The organism is Pseudomonas sp. H1_G08 (genome assembly GCF_054681355.1).
In genome coordinates this window covers 5,063,724-5,086,595 of record NZ_CP162822.1, presented here as the reverse complement: position 1 = coordinate 5,086,595, position 22,872 = coordinate 5,063,724, and the positions used below count along the sequence as shown (strand labels likewise).

Here is a 22,872-nt window from a genome sequence, read left to right as displayed (position 1 = left end):
GCATTTCGTGTAGGAGCTGCCGCAGGCTGCGATCTTTTTTCCGCCGTTACACCGCATCTCGGGGCAACATCAATCCCAACGGCAATCTCACCCGCGCTTCCAGTCCCCCCCGGACCGGTTGCGCAATTCGACATTGCCGCCATGCATCGCCGCAATCCTTTTCACGATCGCCAGCCCCAGCCCGGTGCCTTTGCCACCGCGAGCCCGATCACCTCGGGTAAACGGGTTGAAGATCGCTTCAAGCTCGGACGGATCAATACCCGCGCCACGGTCCATAACGCTAAGGACCACATACGGCGCGCTGGTATCTCCCGATACATACGCCGCTACTTCAACGCCGGTACCGGCATGGTTCAAGGCATTGCCGATCAGGTTGTTGAGCAGGCGTTTCATCGACACACGACGCAGCGGGAACGGCTGGATCGGTTCCAGACGCAGGCGCACTTTCTCTTCGTTCTGGTTGTATGGCGCGGCGACTTCGCGCACCAGATCGCTGAGGTCGACCTCTTCCACCAACTCGTCACGACCGTCGCGAATGAACGCGAGGAACTGGTCGAGAATCGCGTCCATGTCCTCGATGTCGCGGACCATGTCGTCGGTGAGGTCGGTGTGATCGCCCATCAGTTCCAGCGACAGGCGCAAGCGCGTCAGCGGTGTCCGCAAGTCGTGGGAAACCCCCGCCAGCATCAGCTCCCGCTCGCGTCCGGCCTGTTCGACGTCCTCGGCCATCTGGTTGAAGGCGCGATAAACCTCGGTCATTTCGCTCGGCGTATCACTGATTGGCAGACGTACGCTGCGGCCCTGGCCGAGTTGCCGCGCGGCATACACCAGTCGCTTCAACGGCTGGTTGAGCTGGCTGACGAAAATCCATGCCGACGCCGTAGAAAGCAGGCCGATGGCGAGGAACCAGCCGAGCACGTTCCAGATCTTCTGGCCGCGCAGCGGGTGCGGATACAACGGCACTTTCAGCCAGCCATCGCCCAGGCTCGGTGCCCTCACCCACAATGCCGGCGGCGAGTGCATGCGCAAACGCACCTCGGTGTCGGCACCCAGTTCCGCCTGCATCTGACGTTGGTAGATTTCGCTGTACGGCCAGTGCTGTTCGCCTTCCGGCACACCGGCGCCGACCACACGAATCAGGGTCGCGGCATCGGCAATTTTTGCGCGGTTCTCTTCGTCGGCGGCCCAATAGGCGCGCAGCGTCAGAGCGACGCCATGGCTGTATTGGCGATCCACCAGCACGTCCTCGTTCATCAACAGATAAACCAGGGTCAGCGCCTTGGAAAACAGCACGACGATCAGCACCAGCCAGAGGGTGCGGGAGAAAAAACTTTGGGGGAACCAGACGGGGGTTTTCATCTTTAACCGCTACACACTTGCAGGAGCGAGCAATGCTCGCATATTGCGGATTGCGAGTCTGTGGCAATGGCCGTGCGACCAGAGCCTTGCAGACCCGCTCCTACAAATCACCGATCACTTGGTGGCGGTGCCATCCGGTACGAACACGTAACCCACGCCCCAGACAGTCTGGATGTAGCGCGGTTTCGACGGATCGGGTTCGATCATGCGGCGCAGACGCGAGATCTGCACGTCGATGGAACGCTCCAGCGCATCCCATTCACGGCCACGGGCGAGGTTCATCAGCTTGTCGCGGGTCAGCGGCTGACGGGCGTTCATCACCAGCGCCTTGAGTACCGCGAACTCACCGGTGGTGAGCATGTGCACTTCATCGCCACGCTTGAGCTCGCGGGTCGCCAGCGACAACACGTAATCACCGAAGGTGACGTTTTCGTCTTCACTGCCCGGCGCGCCCGGCACCGGTGCGGCCTGACGGCGCAATACCGCTTTGACCCGCGCCATCAGCTCGTCCGGGTTGAACGGCTTGGCCAGGTAATCGTCGGCGCCCAGTTCAAGGCCCTTGATACGGCTCAGCTCATCGCCCTTGGCGGTGAGCATGATGATCGGAATCTGGTTGTTCGCGCTGCGCAGACGGCGGCACGCGGTCAGGCCGTCTTCGCCCGGCAGCATCAGGTCGAGAACGACCAGATTGAACACTTCACGCGCCAGCAGACGGTCCATCTGCTCGGTGTTCGGAACGGTACGGGCACGGTAGCCCTTGCTGACGAAGAAACGCTCCAGCAGGCTGCTCAGCCCCGGATCGTCATCAACGATAAGAATTTTTTCGCCTTCAGCAGTTTGTGCTGTGCTGCTCATTGGATGCTCCTTTTAGCTCGGCGCGCATTATGGCGTAGCTGCCGTTATACGCACCGTGTGCATTGTTAGCAGATTTTTCCTTCACTGCCAGAAAACCGAGGTTTATGCCTACAGCCTGCAACGCCCCCGAATGACAGAACGCTGGTTATAATGCGCGGCGTTTTGCGCCAGGCAACGTCTGAATCGTTACCGTAAGTGGCCGGTATTTTTTCCGGCCCTGTGCAGTAACTGTTCGATTTCACGGGTCAATGGGCAGCTTCTTGATCCAGGCAGCGGCAATTTTCCAGCCGCTCAATCAGCCTCCAGGCCATTATCTGCGTGCCTGCGAGCCTGCTTTCATACTATGTCAGGTGGTTTTATGGACAGCATCAACAGCCGCATCGCCGAGGAACTCGGCGTACGCCCACAACAGGTCGAAGCGGCCGTCGCGCTACTCGATGAAGGTTCTACCGTCCCCTTCATCGCCCGTTACCGGAAAGAAGTCACCGGCAGCCTCGATGACACTCAGTTGCGTCATCTGGAAGAGCGCCTGCGCTACCTGCGAGAACTCGACGAACGGCGCATCAGCATCCTCGCCAGCATCGAAGAGCAAGGCAAGCTCACCCCTGCTCTGGAACGCGACATCAAGCTCGCCGACACCAAAACCCGTCTCGAAGACTTGTACCTGCCGTACAAGCAGAAGCGCCGCACCAAGGGCCAGATCGCCCTCGAAGCCGGCCTCGGCGAACTGGCCGACGGCTTGTTCAACGACCCGAACCTGACGCCGGAAACCGAAGCCGCACGCTTCGTCGATGCCGAAAAAGGTGTGGCCGACGTCAAGGCTGCGCTGGAAGGCGCCAAGTACATCCTCATGGAGCGCTTCGCAGAAGACGCCAGCCTGTTGGAAAAGCTGCGTAATTTCCTCAAACAGGAAGCGATCCTCAGTGCCCGCGTCATCGCCGGCAAGGAAGAGGAAGGCGCCAAGTTCCGTGATTACTTCGAACACGACGAGCCGCTGAAAAGCATGCCATCGCACCGTGCCCTGGCGATTTTCCGTGGCCGCAACGAAGGCATTCTCAGCTCCGCGCTGAAAGTCGGCGATGAGCTGCCCGGCACGATTCACCCCTGCGAAGGCATGATCGCTCAGCAGTTCGGCATCCAGAACCAGAACCGCCCGGCGGACAAATGGCTCGGTGAAGTGGTGCGCTGGACCTGGAAGGTCAAGCTCTATACCCACCTGGAAACCGACCTGCTCGGCGAGTTGCGCGATGGCGCCGAAACCGAGGCGATCAACGTTTTCGCGCACAATCTGCACGACCTGCTGTTGGCCGCTCCGGCCGGCCCGCGCGCGACGCTGGGCCTCGACCCGGGCCTGCGTACCGGCTGCAAGGTGGCCGTGGTCGATTCGACCGGCAAGCTGCTCGACCACGCCACGGTTTACCCGCACGTGCCGCACAACAAATGGGATCAGACCATCGCCATCCTCGCCGCGCTATGCGCCAAGCATTCGGTGGACCTGATCGCCATCGGCAACGGTACTGCCAGCCGTGAGACCGACAAGCTGGCAATCGAGCTGATCAAAAAATATCCAGCTATGAAAATGACCAAGGTCATGGTTTCCGAAGCCGGCGCCTCGGTGTACTCGGCGTCGGAACTGGCGGCCAAGGAATTCCCGGACCTCGATGTGTCGATCCGTGGCGCCGTGTCGATCGCCCGTCGCCTGCAGGATCCGTTGGCCGAGCTGGTGAAAATCGATCCGAAATCCATTGGCGTCGGCCAATACCAGCACGACGTCTCGCAGCTGAAACTGGCGCGCGGTCTGGACGCCGTGGTCGAGGACTGCGTAAACGCCGTGGGCGTGGATGTGAATACCGCCTCCGTGGCCTTGCTGGCACGGATTTCCGGCCTCAATGCGACGCTGGCGCAGAACATCGTTGCTCACCGTGACGAACACGGCGCGTTCAAGACCCGTGCAGCGCTGAAGAAAGTCGCGCGACTGGGCGAGAAAACCTTCGAACAGGCCGCCGGTTTCTTGCGCGTGATGAACGGCGACAACCCGCTGGATTCGTCGGCGGTGCACCCGGAAGCCTATCCACTGGTGCAGCGCATTGCCGCTGAAACCGACCGCGACATTCGCTCGCTGATCGGCGATGCCGCGTTCCTCAAGCGTCTGGACCCGAAGAAATTCACCGACGAAACGTTCGGTCTGCCGACCGTCACCGACATCCTGCAAGAACTGGAAAAACCCGGTCGCGATCCACGTCCGGAGTTCAAGACTGCCGAATTCCAGGAAGGCGTCGAAGACCTCAAGGACCTGCAACTGGGGATGATCCTTGAAGGCGTGGTGACCAACGTGACGGCATTTGGTGCATTCGTCGACATCGGCGTGCATCAGGATGGTCTGGTGCACATCTCGGCGCTGTCGGAGAAGTTCATCAAGGACCCGCGCGAAGCGGTCAAGGCCGGTGACGTGGTGAAAGTGAAGGTCATGGAAGTCGATATCCCGCGCAAACGCGTCGGTCTGTCGATGCGCATGAGCGACACTCCCGGCGAGAAAATCGATGGCGCCCGTGGCTCGCGTCCGGGCTCGGCACCGCGCCAGTCTTCGGGCAACGCGCCGCGCAAGGAAACCACCACCGCCGCGCCGGTGAACAATGCGATGGCCTCGCTGTTCGCCAACGCCAAGCAGTTGAAGAAACGCTGATGGAAATGCCGGCCGGGCTCGTCGAGAGCGCGTTTTTCAAGCTGTTGGGCTGTCGCCTGCACAGTCTCGAAACCGGGGTGGCGCAAGTCGCCCTGGCGCTTGAGCCCGAACTGCGCAACCGCGGCGGCAAACTGCACGGCGGCGCGCTGTTCAGTCTGGTCGACATCGCCATGGGCCTGGCTTGTTCCAGCAGCCATGGCTTCGATCAGCAGAGTGCGACCATCGAATGCAAGATCAACTACATCCGCGCCGTTTCCGACGGCGAGGTGCTGTGCACGGCGCGGGTGATCCACCCGGGCCGGCGCACGCTGGTGGTCGAAGCCGAGGTGGTGCAGGGCGACAAACTGGTCGCAAAAGCGCAAGGCACCTTCGCTGTCCTGTAGATGTTGCTCATCATTTTGAGTTAATTTCGGCGCAACGAATCCTGTGGGAGCTGCCGAAGGCTGCGATCTTTTGATTTTGTTTTTCAACAGCAAGATCAAAAGATCGCAGCCTTCGGCAGCTCCTACGGGTTCATGTGTGCGGCTGACAGGCTAGAAAACCAGGCGATAACGCCAGTTTCAACTTCACCCTTGTAGACCGTCTTGCCCACCCCCATATTGGGGCGACTGACGCGTGAAGGAATCCAAATTGAGCGAACTTCTCAACCGCCGCCTGGCTCTGCTCGGCGAGCGCGCTAACCTCTCTCTGCTCAAGCAGTGCCTGCACGGTATCGAACGTGAATGCCTGCGCGTGACCAGTGAAGGTCGCCTGGCGCAAACGCCGCACCCCGAAGCCCTGGGTTCCGCGCTGACCAACGAACAGATCACCACCGACTACTCCGAGTCGCTGCTGGAATTCATTACGCCTGCCCTGCCGGATCCTGCCGACACGCTGGCGAGCCTGGACAAGATTCATCGTTTTGCCTACAGCAAACTCGGCAACGAGTACCTGTGGAGTCCATCGATGCCGTGCCCGTTGCCGGCCGAGGAAGATATTCCGATCGCCTATTACGGCACCTCCAACATCGGTCAGCTCAAGTACGTTTATCGCAAGGGCCTGGCCCTGCGTTACGGCAAGACCATGCAATGCATCGCCGGGATTCACTACAACTTTTCCCTGCCGGAACAGCTCTGGCCATTGCTGCGCGAGGCCGAAGGTTTCGTCGGCACCGACCGCGATTTCCAATCGGTTTCCTACATCGCGTTGATTCGCAACTTCCGTCGCTACAGCTGGCTGCTGATGTACCTGTTCGGTGCCTCGCCGGCGCTGGACGCCGGCTTCCTGCGCGGGCGTTCGCATCAGCTCGAGCAGCTCGATCCGGACACGCTGTATCTGCCGTACGCCACCAGCCTGCGCATGAGCGATCTCGGTTATCAGAGCAATGCCCAGGCCGGCCTGACACCGTGCTACAACGACCTGGCGAGCTACACCGACAGCCTGCGCGAAGCCGTGGCCACGCCCTACGCGCCATACGTGGAAGTCGGCACGCACAAGGATGGCGAGTGGGTGCAGCTCAACACCAACATCCTGCAGATCGAAAACGAGTACTACTCCAACATCCGCCCGAAACGCGTGACCTACACCGGCGAGCGGCCGATCCAGGCGCTGATGGCGCGCGGCATCCAGTACGTCGAAGTGCGCTGCCTGGACATCAACCCGTTTCTGCCGATGGGCATCGACCTCACCGAATCGCGCTTCATCGACGCCTTCCTGCTGTACTGCGCGCTGAACGACAGCCCGCTGCTGACCAACACTTCGTGCGGCAACGCCACCTCGAACTTCCTCAGCGTGGTCAAGGAAGGTCGCCGTCCGGGCCTGCAATTGCAGCGTGACGGTCAACCGGTCGAGATGAAGCAATGGGCGGCCGAACTGCTGGAACAGATTGCTCCGCTGGCGGCGATGCTCGACCAGAGCGTCGGCGGCGATGCCCACAGCAAGGCGCTGGATGCGCAACTGGCCAAGGTCAACGACCCGTCCCTGACCCCATCGGCGCAGGTGCTGGCGGCCATGGCTGAGCACAAGGAAAGCTTTGCGCAGTTCTCCCTGCGCCAGAGCCAGACCCACGCCGAGTTCTTCCGCAGCGAGCCTTTGGCGGCTGACGAGCAAGCGAAGTTTGAAGAACTGGCGCGCGCATCGCTGGCGCAGCAGACCGAGCTTGAACAGAACGAGGTTGGCGATTTCGATGTGTTTGTTGGCGCGTATCAGGCGAGCATCCTCGCCATCAGCAATTAAAAGCCCCTCACCCTAACCCTCTCCCTAACCCTCTCCCAAAAGGGAGAGGGGACTGACCGCGTTGTTCTTGCGAGCTACACCGACCTGAAATACCGGGCCGAACTCAGGCCTTGAAAAGCATGAAGATCAGCTCCCTTTCCCCCTCGCCCCCTTGGGGGAGAGGGCTGGGGTGAGGGGGCAAAGTTCTGACGTCGAACGAATCATCCGAAATCCCCACACCCTCTCCTATCCTTAGATTTTTCCGCTCATAAGCTCATTCGAAAAAGTTATTTATTTCGCGATTCTTAGATCATTTAGTCTCCACTCATGCCGACATTCGGTCGCCTGATCTGGAGCTCTCAATTGAAACTGAATTTCCCGCTTCGCCTGCTCGCCGCCGCCTCGCTGGCCGCTGCAAGCTTCCTGGCCCAGGCGGCCGATCTCACCGTCGCCTACCAGACTACCGTCGACCCGGCCAAGGTCGCTCAGGCCGACGGCGCCTACGAGAAAGCCACCAAGGCCGATATCAGCTGGCGCAAATTCGATAACGGTGCCGACATCATAGCCGCCATCGCGTCCGGCGATGTGCAGATCGGCTATCTCGGTTCGAGCCCGTTGACCGCCGCGATCACGCGCAAAGTGCCGGTCGAAACCTTCCTGATTGCCACGCAGATCGGCGCCGCTGAAGCACTGGTCGCGCGCGACGGTTCCGGCATCAAGACTCCGCAGGATCTGATCGGCAAGAAAATCGCCGTGCCGTTTGTGTCCACCGGGCACTACAGCCTGCTCGCCGCGCTGAAGCATTGGAACATCGACCCGTCGAAAGTCACCGTGCTCAACCTCGCGCCGCCAGCCATCATCGCCGCATGGAAACGCGGCGACATCGACGCCACTTACGTGTGGGATCCGGCACTGGGCGTCGCCAAGGAGAACGGCAAAGTGCTGATCACTTCCGGCGAACTGGCCAAGTTCGGCGCGCCGACCTTCGACGCGTGGATCGTGCGCAAAGACTTCGCCGAAAAGCACCCGGAAATCGTCACCGCGTTCGCCAAGGTCACCCTCGACGCCTACGCCGCTTACCGCAAGGATCCGCAGGCCTGGCTGGCCAACCAGAGCAACGTCGACAAACTGGTCAAACTCTCCGGCGCCAAGGCCAGCGACATTCCATTGCTGTTGCAGGGCAACGTCTACCCGCTGGCGGCAGATCAGGTCAGTGACCTCGGCGCGCCGACCACCAAAGCCATCACCGACACCGCCGCGTTCCTCAAGGAGCAAGGCAAGGTCGAAGCCGTGCTGCCGGACTACGCGCCTTACGTCAGCGCCAAATACATCACCAACTGATCGGGAGATACAGCGATGGCCTTGCTACAGCTGGAGCGCATCAGCGCACAGTACCCGGGCAGCCCGGAGCCGGTGCTGGCGGATATTTCTCTGACCCTGGGGCCGCAGCAATTGCTGGTCGCCCTCGGCCCGTCCGGCAGTGGCAAGACTTCGCTGTTGAACCTGATTGCCGGCTTCGTCGAGCCGAGTGCCGGGCGCATCACCCTTGACGGCGTGCCGGTCAAAGGCCCGAGCGCCGAACGTGGCGTGGTGTTTCAGGACGACGCTTTATTGCCTTGGCAGGACGTACTGGCCAACGTCGCCTTCGGCCTCGAACTGGCCGGTGTCGGCAAGGACAAGCGGGAAAAAATCGCCCGTGAAATGCTCGCGCTGGTCGATCTTGCCGGCTTCGAAGACCGGCGCATCTGGCAATTGTCCGGTGGCCAGAAACAACGCGTCGGCCTCGCCCGCGCCCTCGCCGCCGATCCGCGCGTGCTGCTGATGGATGAGCCGTTCGGTGCGCTTGATGCGTTCACTCGCGAGCAGATGCAGGAGCTGTTGCTGCAAGTCTGGCAGCGCACTGCCAAACCGGTTTTCCTGATTACCCACGACATTGAAGAAGCGGTGTTCCTCGCCACGGACCTGATTCTGCTGGCACCGAATCCGGGGCAGATCGTCGAGCGCCTGCAATTGGATTTTGGTCAGCGTTATGCCGCTGGCGAGTCGGCCCGCGCGATCAAGTCCGATCCGCGTTTTATCGAAACCCGCGAGCACGTGCTGAGCAAAGTCTTCTCGCAACGCAGCGCCGTACCCCGGCAGGAGCGCGCATGAGCAGTTACGACGTTTCCGCTGCGGCGGTGAAAACACCTTCGGTGAGCATCCCGGTGCGCCGGTGCCTCAGCACTCGCTGGATCAGCCTGCTGACCCTGTTCGGCCTGCTGGCGATCTGGTGGGCGGTGACCGCGACCGGCCTGATCGAACCGCTGTTCCTGCCGCCACCCTCTGCCGTGCTGCAAAAGGGCTGGTTGCTGGCGACCTCGGGGTACATGGATTCGACGTTATGGCAGCACCTGGGCGCGAGCCTGAGCCGCATCGGCCTTGGTCTGGTTTTTGCCATTCTGACCGCCGTGCCGGTGGGCATTGCCATTGGCGCCAACCGCATCGCTCGCGGTGTGCTCGATCCACTGATCGAGTTCTACCGCCCGATCCCGCCGCTGGCGTATCTGCCGCTGATCGTGATCTGGTGCGGCATTGGCGAGTTGTCGAAAGTGCTGCTGATCTACTTGGCGATTTTTGCGCCGATTGCGATTGCCACCGCGACGGGTGTGCGCACGGTTGATCCAGCAAAACTGCGCGCGGCGCAGTCGTTGGGCGCAACGCGCGTGCAGTTGATTCGCCATGTGATTCTGCCCAGCGCTCTGCCGGACATTCTCACCGGCGTGCGCATTGGCCTGGGGGTTGGCTGGTCGACCCTGGTTGCGGCCGAACTGATTGCTGCCACCAGCGGCTTGGGTTTCATGGTGCAGTCGGCCGCGCAATTCCTGGTCACCGATGTCGTGGTGCTGGGAATTCTGGTCATCGCCCTGATCGCCTTCGCCATGGAAATGGGCCTGCGCGCATTGCAGCGCAGACTGGTGCCATGGCACGGCCAGGCGCACTGAAGCATTTTTGAATCACACCTGTAGGAGCTGCCGAAGGCTGCGATCTTTGACTTTGGTTTTGACCAAAACAAGATCAAAAGATCGCAGCCTTCGGCAGCTCCTACAAAGGGTGGTTTCACCGAATTGAAGAGAAAGACCATGAGCACCCTCAACATCACCCCGTTAAGCTCGGCCCTCGGCGCGCAGATCAGTGGCGTCGACATCAGCCAGCCGCTGAGCCTGGAACACCGCGACGCCATCGAACAGGCGTTGCTCAAATATCAGGTGTTGTTCTTCCGCAACCAGCCGATCGAGCCGGCACAGCAGGCACGCTTCGCGCATTATTTCGGCGACCTGCACATTCACCCGATCTACCCGAACGTGCCGGAACAACCGGAAGTGCTGATCCTCGACACCGCCGTCACCGACGTGCGCGATAACGCGATCTGGCACACCGACGTGACCTTCCTGCCAACGCCCGCGATGGGCGCAGTGCTCAGCGCCAAGTTGCTGCCGGAGTTCGGTGGCGACACGTTGTGGGCCAGCGGAATCGCGGCATATGAAGCGCTGTCGGTGCCGATGAAAACCCTGCTCGAAGGGCTGACAGCGACCCACGATTTCACCCGATCGTTTCCGCTCGAGCGCTACGGCAACACGCCTGAGGCGCTGGCGCAGTGGGAAGAAGCGCGGCGCAAGAATCCGCCGCTGTCGCACCCGGTGATTCGCACCCACCCAGTGAGCGGGCGGCGCTCGCTATTCGTCAATGAAGGATTTACCTCAAAGATCAACGAATTGTCGGAAACCGAGAGCGAGGCGATTCTGAAGTTTCTGTTCGCCCACGCGACACGGCCGGAATTCACCATTCGCTGGCGCTGGCAGAAGGACGACATCGCCTTCTGGGACAACCGCGTGACGCAGCATTACGCGGTGGATGATTACCGCCCGGCGCGGCGGGTGATGCAGCGGGCGACGGTGTTGGGGGATGTGCCGTTTTTTCGCTGAGCCCTTTTAAAGGCAAAAGCCCCTCACCCTAACCCCTCCCGGAGGGAGAGGGGACTGATTGGGGATGCTGTAGAAGTACGCCGACCTGAACGTACTTTGCTGAATCCATAATCGACTCGGTATTTCAGGTCGATGTAAGACGCAAGACACCTCGGTCGGCTCCCTCTCCCTCTGGGAGAGGGCTGGGGTGAGGGTGGCTCACTCCGCCGTCGAAGGCTTCTCCCAAAGATTGATCCCGCCCTCCTGGGCAAACCGGTCAATCTCCGCCAGCTCTTCAGCACTGAAATGCAGATTCTTCAGCGCCCCGACGTTCTCGATGATCTGCTCCGGCCGGCTCGCGCCGATCAGTGCCGAGGTCACTCGTGGATCACGCAGGGTCCACGCCAGTGCCAGTTGCGCCAGGCTCTGGCCGCGACGCTGGGCGATCTCGTTCAACGCTCGCACGTGAGCGATGTTGGCCTCGGACAAGTGCGAAGCCTGCAGCGAGCCGCCGCCCGGGCGATTGACTCGCGCATCGGCCGGCACGCCGTTGAGGTATTTGTCGGTGAGCAAGCCCTGCGCCAGCGGCGTGAACGCGATGACGCCCGTGCCGAGTTCATCGGTGGTGTCGAGCAGATCCTTTTCCACCCAGCGATTGAGCAGGTTGTACGCCGGCTGATGAATCAGCAGCGGCACTTTCCATTCTTTCAGCAGCGCGGCCATCTCGCGGGTTTTCACCCCGGAATAGGACGAGATACCGATGTACAGCGCCTTGCCCTGCTGCACAGCGGTGGCGAGGGCGCTGGCGGTTTCTTCCAGCGGGGTGTCCGGGTCGAAGCGGTGCGAATAGAAGATGTCCACATAGTCCAGACCGAGGCGTTGCAGGCTCTGGTCGAGGCTGGCCAGCACGTATTTGCGCGAACCGCCGCCCTGACCATACGGGCCGGGCCACATGTCCCAACCGGCCTTGCTGGAGATGATCAGCTCGTCGCGATACTGCTTGAAGTCTTCGCGCAGCAGGCGACCGAAATTGATCTCGGCGCTGCCGTATGGCGGGCCGTAGTTGTTGGCCAGATCGAAATGATTGATGCCCAGATCGAACGCGGTGCGCAGCAAGGCACGCTGGGTCTCGATCGGCGTGCTGTCGCCAAAGTTGTGCCACAGGCCCAACGACAAGGCCGGCAGCACCAGACCGCTGCGACCGACGCGGCGGTAAGGAATGGAGTCGTAGCGGTTTTCGGCAGCGGTGTAAGTCATCGAATCCTCTCTTGTCTGTCTTTTAGTCATCAGAAACCGGACACCTTTGTGGCGAGGGGATTTATCCCCGATGGGTGGCGAAGCCGCCCCAAAACCTGAAACCTCGGTGAATCTGGTGTACCGAATGCGCTGGTTTTACGACTGCTTCGCAGCCGAACGGGGATGAATCCCCTCGCCACAAAAGCCCCATCAATCATGCAAAGCGATTTGCAGGTCGAACCAGCCCCAGGTTCTGCCGCAGCGTGCGGCCTTCATATTCAGTTCTGAACAACCCGTCCAGCATACGCCCAAGCGGCGCGACGCCGACCTCCGGTTCGACCAATTGCTGAAACGTTTCACATTTTTTCCTGCGCTTCAGCCTCGCTGGATTGGCCATGCTCAAAGTGACACCGAGTTGGCCCCTTCGCGAGCAGGCTCGCTCCCACAGAGTTCTCCTGTGAACATGAAATTCATGTCCAGCCGAGATCCATTGTGGGAGCGAGCCTGCTCGCGAAGGCGGCCAATCAGGCAACACCCATTCACCAGGCGAAAACTGCCATGCACATCACCATCATCACTTTCTCCGGCCTGGTCCTGCTCGCACTGATGCTTTACATCGGCGACCCCCATTGGCTTCAGCCGCCAGACCATGGCCTACCGCTTCGCAGCGCTATGGCTTGCGATGACCCTGATCAATGGCGCAGTCGGCGTAGTTCATGCGGGCGGCCGCTGGGTACGGAAATAGCGCTTGGCAGCGCGGTATTCGGCATGCCGGCAGCAGCAATGGTGCTGTTCATGCTGCTGAGCGCCGAGTCCTGAGCAGACCCGGCGCGCAGCCGTCGGTCAACGCACCAGATGCAGGAACTGCATGTGCCGTTCGTACTGGTCGAGGATGTCGTTGATGATCTGCTCTTTGGTGTAGCCGACCAGATCGTAGTCCTGACTGCCCTCGCTCAAGTGCACTTCGGCGCGGTAGTAGCGGCGATTGTTGAGTTGCTTGGAACCCATGCCGCCGCGCGCGAACGATGGCGTGAAGTAGCCGCGCATCTGCACCTGATAGATGAACGGATGCTGCTCGCCATGACCGATTTCCAGGCTGACGTTGTCATGCGCCGGATCCGGCTGGGTAACCACGTGCAGGCCTTTTTCGACGAACACGGCGGTCACTTCTTCGATCGCCGGGCGGACGGTGCTTTCCATGAAGCGGTACACCTCGTCGCGGGACGGGAAGTGCACGGCCTGACTCAGGCGCTGACGCCAGCCACCGGTGCCACGCCGCGAACCGGAGACCGGCGCCAGCGAATGCAACTGCGCGATCTGCTTCTGCGACTCCAGATAGAACGCCTTGTGCAGGCCCCACATCATCAGCAGCAGAATCAACGAGAACGGCAATGAGGTCAGCACCACCGCCGACTTCAACGCATCGATGCTGCCGGAAAACAGCAGTGCGCTGGTGATCAGCGCGGTCATCGCACCCCAGAACACCCGCAGCCATTTCGGCCCGTCTTCATCCGGGTTGCCGCCTTTCGCCGACAGGGTGGAGAGCACCACGGTGCCGGAATCCGCCGAGGTCACGAAGAACACGAAGCTGATGAACACCGTCACGGCGATGACAGTCTTGCTCCACGGATAGGTTTCCAGCAGCAGATAAATGCTCATCGACGGATTGTCGATGGCCGACATGCCCAGCGCACTCATGCCGTGATTGAGCACTTGATCCAGGGCGCTGTTGCCGAAGATCGACATCCACGCCAAGGTGAAACCGAGCGGAATCAACAGCACGCCGAAGACGAATTCACGGATGGTGCGGCCCCGGGAAATCCGCGCGATGAACAGGCCCACGAACGGCGACCATGCGATCCACCAGGCCCAGTAGAACACGGTCCAGCCGCCCAGCCAGTCGCTCGGTTTGTCGTAGGCGTAGAGGTCGAAACTCTTCATCGGCAGCGCGCCGAGGTAATCGCCGACGTTCTGGATCAGGGTGTTGAGCAGGTGCTGTGTCGGCCCGGCAAACAATACGAACAGCAGCAGCCCGCAGGCCAGCAGCATGTTGATGTCCGACATCACCCGCACGCCTTTGTCGACGCCGGAGACGGCCACAATGATCGCCGCACCCATCATCAGCGTGATCAGGCCGACCTGAATCCACTGCGTGTGGGCGATGCCGAACAGGTAGTCCAGCCCGGAGTTCAGATGCAGCACGCCGAAGCCCATGTCGGCACCAAGACCGAACACCGTGGCGATGATGCCGAAGCCGTCCACCGCATAGCCGATCGGGCCGTTGATGCGTTTGCCGATCAGCGGATACAGCGCCGAACGCAGGGCCAGCGGCAGATTGTGCCGATAGGCGAAATAGGCCAGCGCCATGCCGACGAAGGCAAACACGCCCCAGCCATGCAGGCCCCAATGCAGGAACAGGATCTGCATCGCCTGGCGTGCCGCATCCGCCGTGCCCGCGTCGCCTTGCGGTGGCTGGAGCATGTGGGTCAGCGGTTCGGAGACGCAGAAGAAAAACAGCGTGATGCTGATCCCGGCGGCGAACAGCATGCCGGCCCAGGACAGGTAACTGAATTCGGGTTCGTCGTGGTCGGCACCGAGTTTTATCTTGCCGTAGCCGGATAAGGCGGTGACCACCACGAAGACCAGATACAGGGTCATCGCGAGCATGTAGTACCAGCCGACCGTGTTGGCCGCCCAGTTTTGCGCTTCCAGCAACCAGGCGCCGGCCTGCTCGGGGATGGCGATGACGACAAGACCAAACAGCAGAATGACCGTCGCGGCGAAGTAGAACACCGGCGGATTCATGCGCACCAGACCGCTGGCGGGGGTAGACGATGCACTCATGAAAGGTGCACCTCGAAGGGTTGAAACGTGGCTGAAATGATCGGACTCAGCAAAGGCAAGCCTCCTGTTGTGAGCGGGCAGCGAACCACCGGTTTAACTTGAATGAACGTTCAAGTTAAACATGAATGGGGCGGTAAGGACTAATCGCAGGGCTGGGCGGTAGGTTTCCTACAGCGCCCGAGGAGGTTTATGACGCGGGTTTTGTGAGATTCGTTCACTGCGCCAAGCAAGAATCAAAAGCCCCTCACCCTAACCCTCTCCCAGAGGGAGAGGGGACTGATTGGGGGATGTTCAGAATGTGCGCCAACCTGAGGAAACCGTGCCGAATCCATAATCGACCCGGTATTTCAGGTCGATGTATGACGCAAAACACCTCGGTCGGCCCCCTCTCCCTCCGGGAGAGGGCTGGGGTGAGGGGAAAAGGATTCCACGGCCTACTTCTGCGTCCCGTCATCATGCTGCAGATTTGCCTGCGTCAGATTCGCCCCCGCCGGCACACTGCGCGTCAGCCAGACGTTGCCGCCAATGGTCGAGCCCTTGCCGATGGTGATCCGTCCGAGAATCGTCGCCCCGGCGTAAATCACTACGTCATCCTCAACGATCGGGTGACGCGGATGGCCCTTCTGCAATTGGCCGTCCTCATCCGCCGGAAAGCGCTTGGCACCCAAAGTCACCGCCTGATAAATGCGCACCCGTTCGCCAATGATCGCGGTTTCGCCAATCACTACGCCTGTGCCGTGATCGATAAAGAAACTGCGGCCGATCTGCGCGCCCGGGTGGATATCGATGCCCGTCGCCGAGTGCGCGATTTCCGCGCTGATCCGCGCCAGCAGCGGCAGCCCGGCACGGTATAAATGGTGCGCCAGGCGATGGTGAATCACCGCAAGAATGCCCGGATAGCACAGCAGCACTTCGTCAACGCTGCGTGCCGCCGGGTCGCCGTGATAAGCCGCCAGCACATCGGTGTCGAGCAGCGTGCGCAGGCCCGGCAAGGCCAAGGCGAAATCCTGCACGATCTGAATGGCGCGGGTCTCGACTTCACTGTCGTCCTGCGCGCTGTGGCGGGCAACGTAACGCAGCTCCAGGCGCGTCTGCGCCAGCAATGCATTGAGCGCTACATCAAGCGTGTGGCCGACGTAGAAGTCTTCACTTTCTTCACGCAGATCGACCGGCCCCAGACGCATCGGGAACAGCGCGCCACACAGCGCCTCGAGGATTTCCGCCATCGCCGCTCGCGATGGCAATTCGCGGCCGCCCTGCTCCCCTGAAGCCCGGCCATTCTGTGCGCGCCACTGATCCCGCGCGCTGCGCAGCTGGCTGACGATGGTCTGCAATTGCCAATGGCTGGAACGCTCGCTCACGGTAAAGACTCCTCACGGGCGGCCGGACTGTCTGGCCGCGTCATCGGCGCCTACTTTACGGCATGCCTTTGCCGACGAATTAAGAACCGATAGTGCTGGCCTCAGTCCATTTGGCTATAAGCGATTGGCGGTTGCCCGGGCAAAATCGCGTGCCTATAGTCCTTTCATTCTTCTGCGCCAGTACGGACTCATGATCAAACAACAGCTGCAACGCTTCCCCCGTCTCGAACTGCTGAGCCACCCTACTCCGCTGGAAAAACTCGAACGCCTGTCCACCTGGCTTGGTCGCGAGGTGTACGTCAAGCGCGATGACCTGACGCCGCTGGCGATGGGCGGCAACAAGCTGCGCAAACTCGAATACCTGGCCGCCGACGCGCTCGCGCAAGGTGCTGACACGCTGATCACGGCCGGTGCGCTGCAATCGAACCACGTGCGCCAGACCGCCGCGCTGGCCGCGAAACTCGGCCTCGGTTGTGTGGCGCTGCTGGAAAACCCGCTGGGCACTGATGACGAAAATTACACCGGCAACGGCAACCGCTTACTGCTGGATCTTTTCGACACCAAAGTCGAGCTGGTCGACAACCTCGACAATGCCGACGAACAACTGGCCGCCCTCGCCGTGCGCCTGCGCAGCAACGGCAAGAAGCCGTATCTGGTGCCGATCGGCGGCTCCAACGCCCTTGGTGCTCTGGGTTATGTGCGCGCCGGGCTGGAACTGGCCGAGCAGATCAAGGACAGCGGCCTCGATTTCGCCGCTGTGGTGCTGGCTTCAGGCAGTGCCGGTACTCACAGTGGTCTCGGACTGGCGCTGAGTGAGGTGCTGCCGCAACTGCCGGTGATCGGCGTGACCGTTTCGCGCAGTGAAGAAGATCAGCGCCCGAAGGTTCAGGGTTTGGCCGAATGCACCGCTGAGCTGCTGGGCGTCGAGTTGCCGGCCAGCTTCAAGGTCGAGCTGTGGGACGAATATTTCGGCCCACGTTATGGCGAACCGAATGCCGGGACTTTGGCGGCGGTGAAACTGTTGGCGGCTCAGGAAGGTCTGTTGCTTGACCCGGTGTACACCGGCAAGGCCATGGCCGGCCTGTTAGACGGGATTGGCCGGCAGCGATTCGATGACGGCCCGGTCATCTTCCTGCACACCGGGGGCGCGCCAGCGTTGTTTGCCTACAAGGATTTTCTGTAAGAGCAGATCAAGAGATGGTGATTGTTCCCCACGCAGAGCGTGGGAATGATCTTATGCAGAAAGTGAATATCAAAATTGATATTAAGTATTTTCAAGTCTAACGATCACATCTTATAGTCTCGCCGCAGGCGAATTTCGGGCGAGACGCTTAAGCTGCTCTAAGGCAGGATAGCGCTGTCGTCCAAATCACCAATTTGCCTACATTCCTTAAGCGTCTTCCATAAGAAAACACAGGGGCTTGTCATGAATTTTTCCGCACTACGTCGCACTCTGCTGGTCGGTTCGCTGGGTCTGGCACTGAGCGCCGGCCTGATCGGTCAGGCAGTGGCCGGTGAGCAGTTGCAACAGATCAAGGACAAGGGCGTTCTCAACGTCGGCCTGGAAGGCACTTACCCCCCGTTCAGCTATGTCGACGAGAACGGCAAGCTGTCGGGTTTTGAAGTGGAGCTGTCCGAAGCCCTGGCGCAGAAACTCGGCGTCAAAGCCAAGATCCAGCCGACCAAATGGGACGGCATCCTCGCCGCACTGGAATCCAAGCGTCTGGATCTGGTGGTCAACCAAGTGACCATCTCCGACGAGCGCAAGAAGAAGTACGACTTCTCCGAACCCTACACCGTCTCCGGCATTCAGGCCCTCGTGCTGAAAAGCAAAGAGTCGGCGCTGAACATCAAGACCGCCGCTGACCTGTCCGGCAAGAAAGTCGGTGTCGGCCTGGGCACCAACTACGAGCAGTGGGTCCGCGCCAACGTGCCGGGCGCTGACGTGCGCACCTACGACGATGATCCGACCAAGTTCGCCGACCTCAACAACGGTCGTACCGATGCCATCCTGATCGACCGTCTGGCTGCCCTCGAATACGCCAAGAAAGCCCCGAAAACCGTGGCTGCCGGTGAGGCCTTCTCGCGTCAGGAATCCGGTATCGCCCTGCGCAAAGGCGAGCCTGAACTGCTGGCTGCGGTGAACAAGGCGCTCGACGAACTGCGTGCTGACGGCACTCTTGAGAAACTGTCGAAGAAATACTTCAACGCAGACGTCACTAAATAATGGAAGAGGCTTTCCAACTCGCGCTGGATTCCGCGCCCTTTCTGTTGAAGGGCGCGTACTACACGGTAGTCCTCAGCCTCGGCGGGATGTTCTTCGGTCTGCTGCTGGGCTTCGGCCTCGCGCTGATGCGCCTGTCGCGCTTCAAATCGGTCAGCTGGCTGGCCCGCATCTACGTGTCGTTCTTTCGCGGCACGCCGTTGCTGGTGCAGTTGTTCGTGATCTATTACGGCTTGCCGCAACTGGGCATGGAGCTTGATCCGCTGCCAGCAGCGCTGATCGGTTTCTCGCTGAACATGGCCGCCTACGCCTGTGAAATCCTCCGTGCCGCGATCGGTTCGATCGAACGCGGTCAGTGGGAAGCCGCTGCGAGTATCGGCATGACCCGCGCGCAGACCCTGCGCCGGGCCATCCTGCCGCAAGCGATGCGCACGGCATTGCCGCCGCTGGGCAACAGCTTCATTTCGCTGGTCAAGGACACGGCGCTGGCCGCGACCATTCAGGTGCCGGAGCTGTTCCGTCAGGCGCAGCTGATTACCGCCCGGACTTTTGAAGTCTTCACCATGTATCTTGCCGCCGCGCTGATCTACTGGATTCTGGCCACGGTGCTTTCGCACTTGCAGAACAAGTTGGAAGAGCGGGTCAATCGGCACGACCAGGAGTCCTGACGCGATGATTGTCGTGGAAAAACTGACCAAGCAATTCAAGGGACAGGTCGTGCTCAACGGCATCGACCTTGAGGTAAAGGAAGGCGAAGTCGTCGCGATCATCGGTCCCAGTGGTTCGGGGAAAACGACGTTCCTGCGTTGCCTGAATTTCCTCGAAGAACCCACCAGCGGCCGGATCAAGGTCGGCGATATCGAAATCGATACCAGCCGCCCGCTGAACCAGCAGCAAAGCCTGGTGCGCAACCTGCGCCAGCACGTCGGCTTCGTGTTCCAGAACTTCAACCTGTTCCCCCATCGCACCGCTTTGGAAAACGTCATCGAAGGCCCGATCGTGGTCAAGAAGATGCCGCGCGACCAGGCAGTTGCTCTGGGTAAAAAGCTGCTGACCAAAGTGGGGCTTGCCGGCAAGGAGGACGCGTATCCGCGCCGGCTTTCCGGTGGACAGCAACAGCGCGTGGCAATTGCCCGGGCGCTGGCGATGGAGCCGGAAGTCATTCTGTTCGACGAACCGACCTCCGCCCTCGACCCGGAACTGGTCGGCGAAGTGCTGGCGACCATTCGCGGTCTTGCCGAAGAAAATCGCACCATGGTGATTGTCACCCATGAAATGGGTTTTGCCCGTGACGTGGCCAATCGCGTGGTGTTTTTCGACAAGGGCGTAATTGTTGAACAAGGTGAAGCCAAGGCACTGTTTGCCAACCCGAAAGAAGAACGCACCAAACAGTTTCTCAGCAAGTTTCTGAATCACGCCTGAGAACTTTCTCTGCCACAGCCCTCAACTTCCACGGACGGAAGTTATCCCTCCCCCGGCATTTCATTCTTCTAAACATTTATTACTTGTGCGCGCAGATATACATTGCGCAACGATGACGCACGTTCTCGACTCGTCATATTTCCACACGTTTGCCGGTGAACGAACCCGCACAAAACGCCGCGAAACCGCTGTTTATCTGTAGCTGATTTCGCGCTTACGCCTAGGCTTAGTGCCTCGATGACGTAGGAGCTTTCTGATTAACTTGTAATTTACGCATTAACTAATCCCCTCTATTGACACCCCTCTCCGCAGACTTTTATCTAGTCGGCAACCGGCGCCCATTAGTTCAAACAACCCGCACTAATACCGAGCAAATACTTGTCGCTTTTATTGCCAGTTGATTCGCGCCTTTTTTGTTTTCCAGAAACGGATTTCGCTGCAAGACTTCAAGGAGAGAAACCGATGACCCGCACTTCGCACACACCCGAACTTGCAGCGCCAACGCTGGCATGCGCACAAAAAACCGGCATCAACCTGGCAACGGCAGCTCACCTGCTCATCGACGTGCCGCCCTACTGCGGCATGGACGATGGCGATCTGATCGAACTGTTCTGGAACAAATGTTATGTCGCTTCGAAAGTCCTCAGCGCGGCCGATGTGGGCGAGTCGGTCAGCCTGCGGGTGCCGGAGAGTTTCATTGCCAATGGCACCGCGCGCATTCACTACCGCGTGATGCAGGTCGGCCAGGGCCCCGCGCTTTCGGCAACGACGCGGATACAGGTCAAACTCGATTGCCCGGGTGGCCAGCCCGCTGCGCACTGCGAAGATGAAAACCAGCAACTGGCACCGGTGATCATCCCCGAAGCGATTCGCCGCCAGGGCGTCAACCCCAGCCAGATCAAACGCGGCGTGCCGCTGACTATCGAGCCTTATCTGAACATGGCCGAAGACGACGCCATCACCCTGCGCTGGGGCGATGTGCGCATGGATCTGGCGGCGCTCACTGCGGCCGATGTCGGGCTGCCGATTCAGGTCTGGGTGCCACCGGCGGTCATTGTCGAAGCGGGCGAAGACCTGCGGCTGGACGTGACGTACTGCATCCTCGACCGGGTCGGTAACAACTCGCGCTGGGCACCGCCGCGCACACTGAAAATCGGTTGCGTGAATCCGTACGTGAAAGTCCCGTTGAAGCCCGAATTCAAGGCCGCTGAATCACGTACCAAGTGAGACCTGCTCAAGGTGGGAGGTCAGTTATCTCTCACCTGAACCTCGTTAACCAAGCCGAACATCCACCCTTCTATGCATATTCCTAAAAGTTAGTTCATTTAATTTTTATACACGCTTAGGGTATATGCACCGGACCACCGGACATTCTTTCAATCGCCGCCCTTCGCGGCGTTTTTCATGAGATGTGAGGTAGGTATGGTCCGGAACACAATCACCCCAGTGCAGATCGCCAGGGCATTGCGTGCAGCCAGGGAGCGGCACTGATGTCCAGTCTGGCAGATGCGAATCTGCAGTCCGATCTGGACATCGCCCCACTGTTGTTGCCCGCGCAAGTACTGCGCAACGACGCTCAAGCCATCAAGGCCGCCCACGAGCTGGCGCAGGCCGCCCGCGTGCAGGCGGCCAAACGCGACCGTCAGCGCAAGCTGCCATGGTCGGAAATCGAACAGTTCACCCGCAGCGGTCTGGGCAGCATTGCCATCCCGCGCGAATACGGTGGCCCGCAGGTTTCCTTCGTCACATTGGCTGAAGTATTCGCGATCATTTCTGCCGCCGACCCGGCGCTCGGACAGATTCCGCAAAACCAGTTCGGCATCATCCATCTGGTGCTCGGCACCGCTACCCAAGCGCAGAAAAAGCAGCTGTTCCAGAGTGTTCTGGAAGGTTGGCGCATCGGCAATGCCGGCCCGGAACGCGGCACGAAAAATACCTTGGAACTGAAGGCGCGAATCAGTGCAGATGGCGACGACTACGTGATCAACGGCCAGAAGTTCTACTCCACCGGCGCCCTGTTCGCCCACTGGGTCGCGGTGAAAGCGCTCAACGATGACGGCAAGCAAGTGCTGGCCTTCGTCCGTCGCGGCACGCCAGGTTTGCGCATCGTCGATGACTGGTCGGGTTTCGGCCAGCGCACCACCGCCAGCGGCACGATCCTGCTGAACAACGTGCGCGTCGAGTCGAGCCTGGTCATCGACAACTGGAAGATCAACGACAAGCCGAACACCCAAGGGGCAGTGTCGCAGCTGATTCAAGCGGCCATCGACGCCGGCATCGCACGCGGTGCTATCGACGACGCCATCGACTTCGTCAAAAGCCGCGCGCGGCCATGGATCGACGCCAAGGTCGAGCGCGCCAGCGATGACCTCTACGTGATCGCCGATATCGGCAAACTGAAAATCGAACTGCACGCCGCCGAAGCGCTGCTGCGCAAGGCCGGACAAGTGCTTGATCAGGTTCACGCGGCGCCACTCACTGCTGAGTCCGCTGCTCGCGCTTCGATCGCCGTGGCTGAAGCAAAAGTACTGACCACCGAGATCTCGCTGCTGGCCAGCGAAAAGCTCTTCGAACTGGCCGGCAGCCGCGCGACCCTCGCCGAATTCAACCTCGACCGCCACTGGCGCAACGCCCGCGTGCACACCCTGCACGACCCGGTGCGCTGGAAATATCACGCAGTCGGCGCCTATCGCCTGAACGGCACTTTGCCGGCTCGCCATTCCTGGATCTGAGACGACCAGTCATCTGGAGAAC

Annotated in this window: 18 protein-coding genes and 2 pseudogenes; 14 read left to right on the top strand and 6 right to left on the bottom strand. The window is 60.5% G+C overall.

Annotated features, from left to right (window positions below):
• Positions 1 to 46 precede the first annotated feature (46 nt).
• Together AB4N85_RS23080 and ompR are read right to left on the bottom strand one after the other, a co-directional pair.
• Positions 47 to 1,359, bottom strand: a pseudogene (locus AB4N85_RS23080) (ATP-binding protein).
• A 114-nt stretch (positions 1,360 to 1,473) separates the two neighbouring features.
• Positions 1,474 to 2,214 carry an osmolarity response regulator transcription factor OmpR gene (gene ompR, locus AB4N85_RS23075; RefSeq protein ID WP_016772186.1) on the bottom strand — a complete coding sequence of 247 codons (741 nt, stop codon included), beginning with the start codon at positions 2,212 to 2,214 and terminating at the stop codon, positions 1,474 to 1,476.
• Between the two features lie 358 nt (positions 2,215 to 2,572).
• Here ompR and AB4N85_RS23070 point away from each other — a divergent pair, with 358 nt between their 5' ends.
• From AB4N85_RS23070 to tauD, 7 genes are all read left to right on the top strand, one after another.
• Positions 2,573 to 4,897 carry a Tex family protein gene (locus tag AB4N85_RS23070; RefSeq protein WP_252868609.1) on the top strand — a complete coding sequence of 775 codons (2,325 nt, stop codon included), beginning with the start codon at positions 2,573 to 2,575 and terminating at the stop codon, positions 4,895 to 4,897.
• Positions 4,897 to 5,280 carry a PaaI family thioesterase gene (locus AB4N85_RS23065; RefSeq protein WP_052392141.1) on the top strand — a complete coding sequence of 128 codons (384 nt, stop codon included), beginning with the start codon at positions 4,897 to 4,899 and terminating at the stop codon, positions 5,278 to 5,280. Before AB4N85_RS23070 ends, AB4N85_RS23065 begins: the two co-directional genes overlap by 1 nt.
• Before the next feature lie 247 nt (positions 5,281 to 5,527).
• Positions 5,528 to 7,111, top strand: a complete 1,584-nt coding sequence (gene gshA, locus AB4N85_RS23060; protein ID WP_041477477.1) for a glutamate--cysteine ligase — start codon at positions 5,528 to 5,530, stop codon at positions 7,109 to 7,111.
• 342 nt (positions 7,112 to 7,453) lie between these two features.
• On the top strand, positions 7,454 to 8,431 hold the full coding sequence (gene tauA / locus AB4N85_RS23055) for a taurine ABC transporter substrate-binding protein (protein ID WP_024011179.1): 978 nt from the start codon (positions 7,454 to 7,456) through the stop codon (positions 8,429 to 8,431).
• A gap of 15 nt (positions 8,432 to 8,446) precedes the next feature.
• Entirely contained in the window at positions 8,447 to 9,241 is a 795-nt protein-coding gene (gene tauB, locus AB4N85_RS23050) for a taurine ABC transporter ATP-binding subunit (RefSeq protein ID WP_041477476.1), read from the top strand.
• On the top strand, positions 9,238 to 10,071 hold the full coding sequence (gene tauC / locus AB4N85_RS23045; RefSeq protein ID WP_252868608.1) for a taurine ABC transporter permease TauC: 834 nt from the start codon (positions 9,238 to 9,240) through the stop codon (positions 10,069 to 10,071). The genes tauB and tauC overlap by 4 nt, the downstream gene beginning before the upstream one ends.
• Before the next feature lie 138 nt (positions 10,072 to 10,209).
• Complete coding sequence (tauD, locus tag AB4N85_RS23040) at positions 10,210 to 11,052, top strand: taurine dioxygenase (RefSeq protein ID WP_252868607.1); 843 nt, start codon at positions 10,210 to 10,212, stop codon at positions 11,050 to 11,052.
• A gap of 198 nt (positions 11,053 to 11,250) precedes the next feature.
• On the opposite strand, the gene mgrA is transcribed toward tauD, so the two are convergent.
• Together mgrA and AB4N85_RS23030 are read right to left on the bottom strand one after the other, a co-directional pair.
• Positions 11,251 to 12,288: an L-glyceraldehyde 3-phosphate reductase gene (gene mgrA / locus AB4N85_RS23035; protein WP_076565051.1), complete on the bottom strand. Its 1,038-nt coding sequence runs from the start codon at positions 12,286 to 12,288 to the stop codon at positions 11,251 to 11,253.
• 193 nt (positions 12,289 to 12,481) lie between these two features.
• Positions 12,482 to 12,664 carry a hypothetical protein gene (locus AB4N85_RS23030; RefSeq protein WP_252869576.1) on the bottom strand — a complete coding sequence of 61 codons (183 nt, stop codon included), beginning with the start codon at positions 12,662 to 12,664 and terminating at the stop codon, positions 12,482 to 12,484.
• 161 nt (positions 12,665 to 12,825) lie between these two features.
• Between AB4N85_RS23030 and AB4N85_RS23025 the strand changes: the two are divergent.
• A pseudogene (locus AB4N85_RS23025) lies at positions 12,826 to 13,086 on the top strand (hypothetical protein).
• A gap of 24 nt (positions 13,087 to 13,110) precedes the next feature.
• Here AB4N85_RS23025 and betT read toward each other — a convergent pair.
• Positions 13,111 to 15,072 (bottom strand): choline transporter BetT, encoded by a 1,962-nt coding sequence (gene betT / locus AB4N85_RS23020; protein ID WP_167333564.1) that lies wholly within the window; start codon positions 15,070 to 15,072, stop codon positions 13,111 to 13,113.
• Positions 15,073 to 15,545: 473 nt separating this feature from the next.
• Positions 15,546 to 16,472, bottom strand: coding sequence for a serine O-acetyltransferase EpsC (gene epsC / locus AB4N85_RS23015; RefSeq protein ID WP_024011175.1), 927 nt, complete (start codon positions 16,470 to 16,472; stop codon positions 15,546 to 15,548).
• Positions 16,473 to 16,662: 190 nt separating this feature from the next.
• On the opposite strand from epsC, the gene AB4N85_RS23010 reads away from it, so the two are divergent.
• The 6 genes from AB4N85_RS23010 (at position 16,663) to AB4N85_RS22985 (ending at position 22,850) form a co-directional block, all read left to right on the top strand.
• Positions 16,663 to 17,655, top strand: a complete 993-nt coding sequence (locus tag AB4N85_RS23010) for a D-cysteine desulfhydrase (protein ID WP_460066036.1) — start codon at positions 16,663 to 16,665, stop codon at positions 17,653 to 17,655.
• A gap of 243 nt (positions 17,656 to 17,898) precedes the next feature.
• Complete coding sequence (gene tcyJ / locus AB4N85_RS23005; protein ID WP_016772199.1) at positions 17,899 to 18,699, top strand: cystine ABC transporter substrate-binding protein; 801 nt, start codon at positions 17,899 to 17,901, stop codon at positions 18,697 to 18,699.
• Entirely contained in the window at positions 18,699 to 19,364 is a 666-nt protein-coding gene (gene tcyL, locus AB4N85_RS23000) for a cystine ABC transporter permease (RefSeq protein ID WP_016772200.1), read from the top strand. Before tcyJ ends, tcyL begins: the two co-directional genes overlap by 1 nt.
• Before the next feature lie 4 nt (positions 19,365 to 19,368).
• Positions 19,369 to 20,118, top strand: coding sequence for an L-cystine ABC transporter ATP-binding protein TcyN (gene tcyN, locus AB4N85_RS22995; protein ID WP_076565047.1), 750 nt, complete (start codon positions 19,369 to 19,371; stop codon positions 20,116 to 20,118).
• Positions 20,119 to 20,580: 462 nt separating this feature from the next.
• Positions 20,581 to 21,345 (top strand): hypothetical protein, encoded by a 765-nt coding sequence (locus tag AB4N85_RS22990; protein ID WP_236168232.1) that lies wholly within the window; start codon positions 20,581 to 20,583, stop codon positions 21,343 to 21,345.
• A gap of 263 nt (positions 21,346 to 21,608) precedes the next feature.
• Positions 21,609 to 22,850, top strand: a complete 1,242-nt coding sequence (locus AB4N85_RS22985) for an SfnB family sulfur acquisition oxidoreductase (RefSeq protein ID WP_150637903.1) — start codon at positions 21,609 to 21,611, stop codon at positions 22,848 to 22,850.
• Positions 22,851 to 22,872 lie beyond the last annotated feature (22 nt).